Source organism: Corynebacterium sp. CCUG 61414 (assembly GCF_024453945.1).
In the GTDB taxonomy this organism is placed as follows: Bacteria; Actinomycetota; Actinomycetes; order Mycobacteriales; family Mycobacteriaceae; genus Corynebacterium; species Corynebacterium pseudogenitalium.
In genome coordinates this window covers 272,026-282,615 of the sequence record NZ_JAGPYU010000002.1, presented here as the reverse complement: position 1 = coordinate 282,615, position 10,590 = coordinate 272,026, and the positions used below count along the sequence as shown (strand labels likewise).

9 protein-coding genes are annotated in these 10,590 nt (G+C 58.4%); 2 read left to right on the top strand and 7 right to left on the bottom strand.

Going from position 1 to position 10,590, the window contains the following annotated elements:
- Nucleotides 1-562 precede the first annotated feature (562 nt).
- The 4 genes from KBX14_RS03575 to KBX14_RS03560 are packed head-to-tail and all read right to left on the bottom strand — an operon-like array spanning nucleotide 563 to nucleotide 4,568.
- The gene (locus KBX14_RS03575) at nucleotides 563-1,687 is read right to left on the bottom strand and encodes a cysteine desulfurase family protein (protein WP_070363537.1); all 1,125 of its coding nucleotides are present in this window, start codon (nucleotides 1,685-1,687) and stop codon (nucleotides 563-565) included.
- A gap of 5 nt (nucleotides 1,688-1,692) precedes the next feature.
- Nucleotides 1,693-2,847, bottom strand: coding sequence for an SAM-dependent methyltransferase (locus tag KBX14_RS03570; RefSeq protein WP_070362602.1), 1,155 nt, complete (start codon nucleotides 2,845-2,847; stop codon nucleotides 1,693-1,695).
- Nucleotides 2,844-3,701, bottom strand: a complete 858-nt coding sequence (locus KBX14_RS03565) for an NUDIX hydrolase (RefSeq protein WP_070362603.1) — start codon at nucleotides 3,699-3,701, stop codon at nucleotides 2,844-2,846. Before KBX14_RS03565 ends, KBX14_RS03570 begins: the two co-directional genes overlap by 4 nt.
- Before the next feature lie 24 nt (nucleotides 3,702-3,725).
- A complete protein-coding gene (locus tag KBX14_RS03560; protein ID WP_070362604.1) occupies nucleotides 3,726-4,568 on the bottom strand; it encodes an ABC transporter ATP-binding protein in 843 nt (280 codons plus the stop codon).
- 210 nt (nucleotides 4,569-4,778) lie between these two features.
- Here KBX14_RS03560 and KBX14_RS03555 point away from each other — a divergent pair, with 210 nt between their 5' ends.
- Nucleotides 4,779-6,803 (top strand): maltotransferase domain-containing protein, encoded by a 2,025-nt coding sequence (locus tag KBX14_RS03555; RefSeq protein ID WP_256041850.1) that lies wholly within the window; start codon nucleotides 4,779-4,781, stop codon nucleotides 6,801-6,803.
- 34 nt (nucleotides 6,804-6,837) lie between these two features.
- Nucleotides 6,838-9,042 (top strand): 1,4-alpha-glucan branching protein GlgB, encoded by a 2,205-nt coding sequence (glgB, locus tag KBX14_RS03550; protein WP_256041849.1) that lies wholly within the window; start codon nucleotides 6,838-6,840, stop codon nucleotides 9,040-9,042.
- Between the two features lie 56 nt (nucleotides 9,043-9,098).
- Here glgB and KBX14_RS03545 read toward each other — a convergent pair whose 3' ends face one another.
- The 3 genes from KBX14_RS03545 to KBX14_RS03535 are packed head-to-tail and all read right to left on the bottom strand — an operon-like array spanning nucleotide 9,099 to nucleotide 10,584.
- Nucleotides 9,099-9,977: a tetratricopeptide repeat protein gene (locus tag KBX14_RS03545; protein ID WP_256021078.1), complete on the bottom strand. Its 879-nt coding sequence runs from the start codon at nucleotides 9,975-9,977 to the stop codon at nucleotides 9,099-9,101.
- Nucleotides 9,978-9,980: 3 nt separating this feature from the next.
- On the bottom strand, nucleotides 9,981-10,286 hold the full coding sequence (locus tag KBX14_RS03540; RefSeq protein ID WP_070362607.1) for an MTH1187 family thiamine-binding protein: 306 nt from the start codon (nucleotides 10,284-10,286) through the stop codon (nucleotides 9,981-9,983).
- Nucleotides 10,287-10,296: 10 nt separating this feature from the next.
- Complete coding sequence (locus KBX14_RS03535) at nucleotides 10,297-10,584, bottom strand: hypothetical protein (protein WP_071573411.1); 288 nt, start codon at nucleotides 10,582-10,584, stop codon at nucleotides 10,297-10,299.
- Between the last annotated feature and the right edge of the window lie 6 nt (nucleotides 10,585-10,590).

Genomic DNA, 10,590 nt, shown 5'->3' with positions numbered 1-10,590 from the left:
GACCCCAAGTTTATGCACCGCAACTATACATGGCCAATCCACCCAAAACACGACAACAAAACAGGCAAAAACACGCCCACAAAACCCGGATTGTTCAACACATCTAGCCCCACAACCTGCACACATAGCTTAAAAAACACTCAGGTTTCACCACAGGCAACCCAACATGTTCAACAAACCCACCGACACCTGTCGACGGGTGTTCAACAATCAACCCACCCGCATATTATGCGCATATATGCAAGGGTTGGTAAGAGATTGCTAAGCAAATCGGGATTACCAGGCACGACATGTGTCATTCGACACGTGTCGCCGACACTATTAATACACAACCTTTTTATACCAAAAACCTTTCGTGGTCTGGTGTAGCCAAACTTAGGCCCTATGGATGCGTTAGGCAGACCTTTTCGTGATCGTTGAACAGTTGGTACCCCCGTGTTTTACCCCCGTTGGGTTGGGTCGAAAGTATGAAAGGCCCGAACCAGCATGATGCTTGTACTGGTTCGGGCCCGGCAAACAACGCCAACACATCGACGTTAACTCGCCCACTATCGCGTGAGATCTACATGTTCCCCGCCGCTCGCGCCTTCGCAACTACATCAGCGATGTTCTGGACAAAGTAGTCGACGTCCTCACGTGTGTTCGTTCGCCCCAGCGAAATTCGTAGCGCGCCCAAGCCGAGCGCTTCCTCCACGCCCATCGCCTCAAGCACATGACTCATTCGGGTCACACCACTTGCGCATGTAGACCCAGTTGATACAGCGATGCCCAACGAGTCGAGCAGCATCAGCATCGCGTCCCCGTGGGCACCGCGGAACATGAAGTGGGCATGCCCCTCCACAGCTGGCTCCTGGGTTGTTACCACCACGTCCGGGACCTCACGCTGTACACCTGCCACGAGTGCATCGCGAAGTTCCTTCACGCGTTCGCGTTCACGATCCATCTCAGAGCATGCTTCCGCCAGTGCTACAGCTGTTGCAGCGGCAGAGGCCACGTCTACCGTCCCTGGTCGCAGTCCACGTTCCTGGCCGCCACCGTGAATCGATGCGGTCGGCGCCGGCGAGCGTTTCGCTAGCAGTAGGCCGGTTCCGCGTGGCCCACCAAACTTATGTGCGCTCGCTGCCAATGTGGTAGCACCGAGGTCGTGGAAGTGAACGGGGACCTTTCCAACGGCCTGCACAGCATCCACATGAACAGGAGTGTTCTGAAGCGCAGCTCTGCGAACAACCTCCTTCACTGGCTGGAGTGCGCCAGTCTCATTGTTTGCCCACATCACTGCGGCCACAGCTGCCGGAGTGTCAAGCGCCTCGAGGTCCGACAGGTGGCCGTCGTCGCCTACCGGGAGCCAATCCACGTGCTGTGCTCCTAGTGCCTTGACAGTCTCGAGCACTGCCGAGTGCTCAACCGGTGAACACACCACCCGGTCCCCTTGCTTGCCACGCATGGCTTCGTAGAGACCGCGGACCGCGATGTTGTCTGCCTCGGTGCCCGAGCCTGTGAAAATCACTTCAACCGGGTCCGCGCCAAGCAACTCCGCGACTTGTTCTCTTGCATCGGCAAGCACCGCGTTGGCTTGGCGTCCCGCTGCGTGTTGCGCACCGGGATTCAACGCACCTGCGTGTTCAACCCAGGCATCGATTGCTACCTGACGCATCGGAGTAGTTGCAGCGTGATCGAGATACTTCATGCGCACTACCCTACGCGCTGATGCTCCCTTGCCTCGCAAATGTATGCAGTCGGGCTGTTGCCTGTTCGCGCAATAAGTACCGCCATCTGTCGGTGCCCTTTCAGCTTCATCTTCTTCCGAAGCTGGTCCGGGTTGACGTCTACCCCGCGTACGAGGATCTCAAGCGCCCCCGCTTGATAGTTGGCCAGTGCTGCCTTAAGACGCTTGAACGGCACAGCCTCTAAGAAACGGAAGCCACTCGTTGCTGCGGGAAGCTCATCACCCGTAAGAAATGCAATGTGCGGGTCCACCATCCACAAGCTGTGCCGGTGCGCCCAGTGGCGAACTAGCCCGGCGCGGATGATCGCTCCGTCGGGCTCGATCATCCAAGTACCTGGTTCGGCGACAGTGGTGTCGTCAGGCTCGTCCGACCTCACTATCTCTCGCGAACCGTCCGCGCGCAGCACCACCGCTTCGCGAATGCCGGATCCGAAACCTTCTGTGTACAGGCAGGTTTCTTTGACGCCGCCATCGAGAGAGACGACGCTGACGAGCCCGCTCCACTCGCTGTAGTCGATTCCGGGTGCACACTTTACTGCGAGTTCTCTGCCACGATGTGCTTCCACGAGGTCTGGCAGGGGTGGTAGGAGTTTTGCTGGGTCGGTGATTCGTCGGCCGTTGGCGCGTCGTGCTGGGTCAGCCACGATGACATCGGCGCGGCTAATGGGTTGCAGTGCATCGGCTTGGCAGAGGAGCACGTTGGCGTCGGCAAGGTTTGCTTGAGCCATCGCAAGCCGTACGCGATCGAGATCGGAGCCTATCCAAGAGAGCTGTTGTTTTCTTATCGACGCCCCTTCGCTTCCCACTGAACAGGTCACGTCGTGGACCGTGGCTGCTCCGAAATCCTTGATCAGCTGCGCTCTGTATTCGGCAACGAGCTGTGGCGTTGCTTGTTGCGCGGCGTCGCTATCGGTAAGCCAATGTTCGGGCATCTTCCCACGGGCGCTGCGCTGCGCAGCGAGTAACTCCGAAACGACACGGGCATGATCGCCGAATTCCTTTTCCAGTACGGCTCTGTCGCGAATTAGCGTACTTGGAATGAGTTCGAGGTCCGGTCCAAGCGCCAGAATCTTTTGCAGGTTGTCCCGTAGGAACCCAACCTCGTCCAAAGTAAAACTCATTTGGGCGTCCCGATCCTATCTGTCGGGTGCTGGTGGAAAAACTCGTGGTAGCGCGGATCATCGGCGGGGTCTCCGATGATCGGGCGCATGTCGGCGTTGCGTGCAAGTTTGACCGCATCCTCGAAGGTGTCGCAGGAGCACAGCTGTTGGAGTTGCCCCCATGTTGATGGCACGAAGCGAACGAGCCCGGCGCGCCATCCTTCCATGAGTAGCTTCGGGGAGAACCAGTTTGCGTCGTCTGCCTCGCCGGTTTCCGCGTCTGGTTCTTGTCCGATGGGTGCTTTTGCGAGGAAGCTGAAGGTGTCGAACCAGTTACCTCGGTGCGAGCAACCTACCCAGCGTGCAAATGGGATGAGGAGGTCGCTGCAGACGTTGAGTTCATTGGCCTGCAGCATGTCCGTAAGCGAGATCTCGTGCGAGACGAGTTTGAGCCGTTGGTCGTGGAAAGGACGTGCGTCGCCGAGTAGGGTTCCTTCGTCGTCAACGGCGAGCAGTGTTCCGGTTTCTTCGAACAATTCGCGAACAGCGGCAAACAGCAGGGCATGTGCCTTGTATTTGGTGACGCCGAGCCTTCGTGCAACAGAGACTGCCGACTTGCCAATCCACAGGTCTCCGTCATTCCAGGCGCGGGGTGGGAAGTCGCGACTATCGACGCCACCTCCGGGAAAAACTGTCATGCCTGGGTAGTTTTTCATGCTCATGACTCGTTCTTGCATCCACACCTTGATTCCGTCGGGAGTGTCGCGGATGAGGATGACGGTGGCAGACAGGCGTGACCCGTTGAACCCACTGGTTTCTGTTGCGTCGACGGCGTCTGTTGCGTCGACAGAAAATGCGCCGGTTTTGCGGTACACGGTGCTCCACCTCCTCGCGTGGTGTTATGCGCGGTGCGCACCACTTCGTGCGCTTCGTGCACGGCGTGCATAGAACCGGCCGTCGTCGTGCTGCACTTCGATTGGCTGATGATACGCCTTAGAGACGTTTTCACTGGTCAATACGTCTTCGATAAGACCTTGGGCGATCACTGTTCCTTCGTCGAGCAGCAAGGCATGTGTAAAACCATATGGGATTTCTTCCAGATGGTGGGTGATCATCACCATAGCTGGCGCATCGGGGTCGAGTGCGAGGTCGCCGAGGTATGCGATGAGGTCCTCGCGTCCGCCGAGATCCATACCTGCCGCCGGTTCGTCCATGATGAGCAGTTCTGGGTCGATCATGACCGCGCGGGCGATGAGGACGCGCTTCTTTTCTCCATCTGAGAGCGTTCCCCACGTGCGGTCGATAAGGTGCATAGCCCCGACCTGTTCCAGGACTTCGAGTGCTTGCTCGTAGTCGACGTCCTCGTACTGCTCGCGCCAACGCCCGACGACCGCGTAGCCTGCGGAGACGACGACGTCGCCAACTTTTTCACTTGGCGGAATCATCGAAGCAATCGCTGAGGACGTCAATCCGATTGCCGCGCGAAGGTCACGCATATCTGTTTTACCGATGCGCTCTCCGAGTACGAATGCGACGCCGCGCGATGGGAACTCTTGGGCAGCCGCCATTCGGATCAGTGTGGTCTTGCCGGCGCCATTTGGGCCGACGATGACCCAACGTTCGTCGAGCTCCACCTGCCAGTCGATAGGGCCAACAAGCGTGTTGCCTCCGCGAATAAACTCGACTCCTCGGAAGTCGATAAGCAGATCTGGATCAGTGGTTGGTTCGTTCACGGCTACCATTCTGGCTTCTTTCTACTTCGGCGTCTTGGTGGATAGAAAAACAAGCGACTGAGTTCTCAGTGTAACCATATCGTTGTATGAGAATCGCCACGGATGAAAGCGAACCCTTATGTCGATATTTAACGCGAGAGTTAGCTAGTCTGAGAGAAGAAAGAGCACACCTATAGGTGTGTCCGACTTCCATCGGCCACATGTGAGGACAAAAACGACATGGTTGCACGCTTTGGTATCGACGACGTACGCCCTCAAGTTTCCGGGCGAACTCTTCCGGCAAAGGCGGTGGTAGGTGAGGTTGTGCCAGTCTCTGCCCTGGTGTGGAGAGAAGGCCACGACGCTATCGCTGCAAGCTTGGTTATTACGGATCCGAATGGAGAACAGTACTCCATTCACATGCAGCAAGAACCGTACCGCCCGGACTACACCCATGCGGTGTTTGTCCCCGATGCTCAGGGGCTGTGGCGCTACCGCGTTGATGCGTGGAGTGACGTCATGGCGACGTGGCGCAACGCCGTCACAAAGAAGCTGGAGGCCGGGCAGACTACCGAAGAAATGGCGAACGACATCGCCCACAGCATCCACCTTTTTGAAGCCGCAATTGCGCAGACTCCGGCCCCAGACCGCGAGGTGCTCGAACGGGCCGCTGCGGCGCTTGATAATCCCGCGCTGCCACTGGCTGAACGAATTCTCGCCGGCATTTCTGACGAAGTACTCGAAGTACTCAATGCTTTTCCGCTTCGGGAGCTCGTCACCCATGGGCCTATTTGCGATATCTACGTAGAACGACGCGATGCGCTGGTGAACTCGTGGTACGAGCTCTTCCCGCGTTCCACCGGCGGTTGGGACGATGAAGGCAACCCGGTTCACGGTACCTGGGCTACCACTGCGAAGGCGCTCGATCGCGTTGCTGCAATGGGCTTTGACACGGTCTACTTCCCTCCTATCCACCCAATCGGTGAGATCAACCGGAAGGGCAAAGACAACACACTTGTCGCCGAGGAGGGTGATGTCGGCTCCCCGTGGGCGATCGGTTCACGAGACGGTGGGCACGATGCCTTCCACCCGCAGCTCGGTGGTGAGAAAGAGTTTTGCGCGATGCTTGACCATGCGCACGAACTCGGATTGGAGGTAGCGCTGGATTTGGCCTTGCAGGCTGCGCCGGATCACCCTTGGGCGAGCGAGCACCCCGACTTCTTCACCATCTTGGAAGACGGCACGATTGCTTACGCCGAGAACCCGCCGAAGAAGTACCAGGATATCTACCCGATCAACTTCGATAACAACCCGGAGAAGGTCTACGAGGAGATTTACCGGGTTGTCATGTACTGGGTAGACCTGGGCATCCGAACGTTCCGTGTGGACAATCCGCACACGAAGCCGGTGAACTTCTGGCACTGGTTGATCACCCGCGTCCACGAGACGCACCCCGACGTCATCTTCTTGGCCGAAGCGTTTACCCGCCCACCAGTGATGTACGGGCTGTCGAAGGCAGGGTTCTCCCAGTCCTACACTCACTTCACCTGGAAAGTATCTAAGAGTGACCTCATCGACTTCGCTGAGCACATGGTCGACGTCGCGGATGTCTCGCGCCCGAACCTCTTCGTGAACACGCCTGACATCTTGCACGCCTCGCTGCAGTACGGAGGTCCAGCCGCGTTCGCAATTCGCGCCACGCTTGCCGCCACAATGAGCCCATTGTGGGGCGTATATTCCGGCTTTGAGCTCTTCGAAGGCGAAGCCGTCGCAGAAGGTAGCGAAGAGTACAACCACTCCGAGAAGTATGAACTGCGCCCACGCGACTTCCAGACAGCCCTCGATAACGGGCAGTCTCTAGAGCCTTACATCACTTCGCTGAACCGCTTCCGCAAGGCGCAGCCTGCGCTGCAGCAGCTACGTCAAATTCGCTTCCATCACGTGGACAACGACCAGATCCTCGCGTACTCGAAGGTCGATGCGATCTCTGGCAACGCGGTCCTCGTCGTCGTTAATCTCGACCCTTGGAACGCGCAGGAAGGCACGCTGTACCTCGACGCGTCGGCAGTTGGTCTCGAATATGGTGCGCAGTTTGCCGTCCATGACTTGGTAACTGACGCGTACTACGACTGGGGATCAGAAAACTACGTGCGCCTCGCACCGGAAGTCAACGTCGCTCACATTCTCAAGCTGCCTGATGTTGCGCCACAGAAGCGAGAAGCGCTCGCATTCCGACAAATTTCAGATCACGACTACCGCCCATAACAACCGCGACCAAACAGACGCTAGAAAGATCATTATGTCTGCAAAATCAGTCAACCCAGCACTGCTGATCCCAGCACACGACCGGCACCGCCTCCTCGAATGCAAGCACCACGCACCGCACGACTTCTACGGATGGCACGCAGCACCCGAGGGCTCCCTCATTCGCACCCGATTCCTCGGCGCAACGAACGTCGAGTTACTCATCCACGATGAGATCCGGCAAATGCAGTCCCTTGGCGACGATATTTGGGCGATCGGCTTGACCGACACCACTGCGCCCGACTATCGCTTCAAGGTTCACTACCCCGAGGGCGACCCGGTGACCGTCGCCGACGCATATCACTTCCTGCCTACACTCGGCACGCTCGACCTGCACCTGATTAGCGAAGGCCGCCACGAGCGTCTCTGGGAGGTGCTCGGCGCCAACGTCCGTACTTACGAGACGACGCTCGGCACCGTCACTGGTACCTCGTTCGCTGTGTGGGCACCGAATGCACAGGGCGTGGCCGTCGTCGGTGACTTCTGTGCATGGAACCCAAACCAGTACCCGATGCGCGTCCTCGGTTCGACTGGAGTGTGGGAGATCTTCATCCCGGGCATTGAGGCAGGCACCACGTACAAATTTGCAGTACAGACGTCCGACGGCCGTCGCATCGACAAGGCCGACCCTCTGGCGAAGCAAACGCTGACACCTCCAGAGACCGTCTCCGTGGTTGCCGCCCCTTCCGAGTTCAAGTGGACAGATGAGGATTGGGCGCAAAAGCGCTGCGAAGCAGACCCGACCAACTCCCCAATGAGCGTCTACGAGTGCCACGTCGGCTCATGGAAGAAGGGCGCAACCTTCCAGACGATGCGCGACGAGCTCGTACCGTACCTCGTGGAAAACGGCTTCACCCATGTCGAGTTCCTCCCGGTGGCCGAGCATCCATTCGGTGGCTCTTGGGGCTACCAGGTCACGGGGTACTACGCTCCAACCGCCCGTTGGGGAACTCCAGATGATTTCCGCGCACTCGTCAACGACCTACACGCAGCAGGCATCGGGGTCATCGTCGACTGGGTGCCAGCCCACTTCCCGAAGGATGACTGGGCACTCGCCCGCTTCGACGGCACCGCCCTCTACGAGCACCCCGACTGGCGCCGTGGTGAGCAGAAAGACTGGGGCACCTACGTCTTTGACTTCGGACGCAACGAAGTTCGCAACTTCCTGGTCGCTAACGCCCTGTACTGGTGCGAAGAGTTCCACATCGATGGCCTCCGCGTCGACGCCGTCGCATCAATGCTCTACCTCGATTACTCCCGCCAGCCTGGCGAATGGCTCCCGAACCAGTTTGGTGGGCGCGAAAACTGGGACGCCGTCCAATTCCTGCAAGAGATGAACGCAACGGTTCACCGCAACCACCCAGGCATCGTGACCATCGCGGAGGAGTCTACTGCTTGGCCAGGCGTGACCGCTATGACGGAACACGACGGCCTCGGTTTCTCCCTGAAGTGGAACATGGGCTGGATGAACGACACCCTCGAGTACTTCTCTCTCGACCCGATTCACCGCTCATACCACCACAACGAAATCACGTTCTCACTGGTCTACGCGTTTTCCGAGCAGTACGTCCTGCCGTTTAGCCACGACGAAGTAGTCCACGGCAAGGGCTCGCTTTGGCAGCGCATGCCTGGCGATGACTGGAACAAGGCCGCCGGCCTTCGCACGCTCTTCGGCTATATGTTCTCCCACCCAGGCAAGCAGCTCCTCTTCATGGGCTGTGACTGGGGCCAGACCACCGAGTGGGACGAAGCGAACTCAATCAACTGGGATAATATTTCCGACGGCTGGGGCCACGAGTACCACCGCGGTATCCAGCAACTGGTTCGCGACCTCAACCGGGTGTACGTCGACACCCCTGCGTTGTACGCGCAGGACAACGTGCCTGCCGGATTCCAGTGGGTCAAGGGCGACGACTCACAGCACAACATCCTCGCCTACCTCCGGTGGGATACCGAGGGCAACCCTGTGCTGGCCGTCATCAACATGTCCGGAGCTTCCCAGCCAAATTACCGGATCGGCCTGCCGGTCGCCGGTGAGTGGGAGCTACTCATCAACACGGACGCAGGCGTCTACGGCGGTGCCAACAACGACCTGCCACACACTGTGCACAGTGACGATGTTCAGTGGGATCACTTCCCTTACTCGATCGAGCTGCACGTACCAGCAATGAGCGCACAGCTGTACAAGCTGAGCCGCTAGAACGCTAGAGCCCGGGCCTCAGGAGTTCCTGCAGGCCCGGGCTTTTGCATGTCACGCTAGAACAGAGCACTCGCAAGCTTCGTACGAGCGGCGAGCACACGCGGGTCGCCGGCGTCAAAAAGCCCGAAGAGCTCGAGCAGTCGCTCCTTCGCCTCTGGAGACTGCTTGATCAAGCCCAACAGACGGTCGAATGCTTTCTCAGGCGCACCGGACACGAGCTCAGCATCAGCAGCCACCAGCTGTTTCGCGACATCGTCAGGGTGCTCCGCAGCATCAGCAATAGGATCAACCGTCAAGTTCGCAGGGTCAAGCCGCTTGACGACGGCCACCGTCGCCTTCGCCTGCGCAACTTCTTTGTTACCAGGCTCCTCGCTCAGCATCGCATCGTAGATAGCCGTAGCCTGATCAAAATCACCTGCCTGCATCGCACGAGCTGCCTCTTCCAAACGCGGGTCCTCTGCTGGGGCAGCATCCTCAACGGGTTCCTCGTCTAGGCCCTGCAACTGCCTGCCAACGTTGCTCACCAATGCCTCGAGCCAAGGCTTCAATTCTTCCTCCGACTGATCCCCCTCGAAGCTCGTCAGTGGGCGCCCAGCAGCGAGCGCGAGCGTGGTCGGAACAATCCGTACACCAAGCGCCTGCGCGATCTGCGGAGTGGCATCAGCATCAACGTATGCGTACGCGAATCCTCGCTGACCGGTAGCCAACTTGGTCAACGTCGCCCGTAGCGACTCGGAATCAGCTGAACGCGCACTACCGACATGAACGACAACCGGAATCTGCATTGAGCGCTGCAGTACCTTGGCTTCCAAATCTGCCTCAGTAACCGTAAATACTGGGACAAACCCCTCGCGCTGCATTTCCTCGCGGGCCTCCGCTTGCTTCGCTACCTGAGCTAAATCAACGGCCCCTGCCGTAAATTGTGGTCCTGTCACGTCCTAGTTCTCCTCAAGATGCTTGTTCAAAGACTCCATCTTCTGGTGGAGCATATCTGTAAACCCACGGCGGATATCCGCCTTGATCACCAGCGAAACACGTGGAGACACTTCCTCCACCGCTTGCGTCGCACGCTTAATAACGTCCATGACTTCGTCCCATTCACCCTCAACCGTGGTGAACATGGCTGTCGTCTCATTCGGCAGCCCCGATTCACGAACTACTTTCACGGCGCGTGCCACGGCCTGCGACATCTCCGCGTTCGGCGTGTCAGTGACGGCTGGTGCTACTGAAAATGCTGCAATCATGCCTCATACCCTACCGCCTCGACCAACAATGTTTATGCCAGTGACGGCGATCATCCGCCCCGCGCCCCACTTCCTTCGGCCACGCAACGACATGGGCTACTCCTGGAGGGATGTTCTGATTACATCCCGGGCACACGTAGAACTTCCGCGCTGCGGAAGAACCAATCTGTCGCACTTTGTAGATCTCACCATGCGTCCACCGCGGCCCTTCCATTTCTTGGGTGCCGATAAACGTGGACCCATCCCGCGGGAGTATATAGCTCGGCTGGATGTTTTGACGCCGATTTCTTCGCGGCACTGCTAC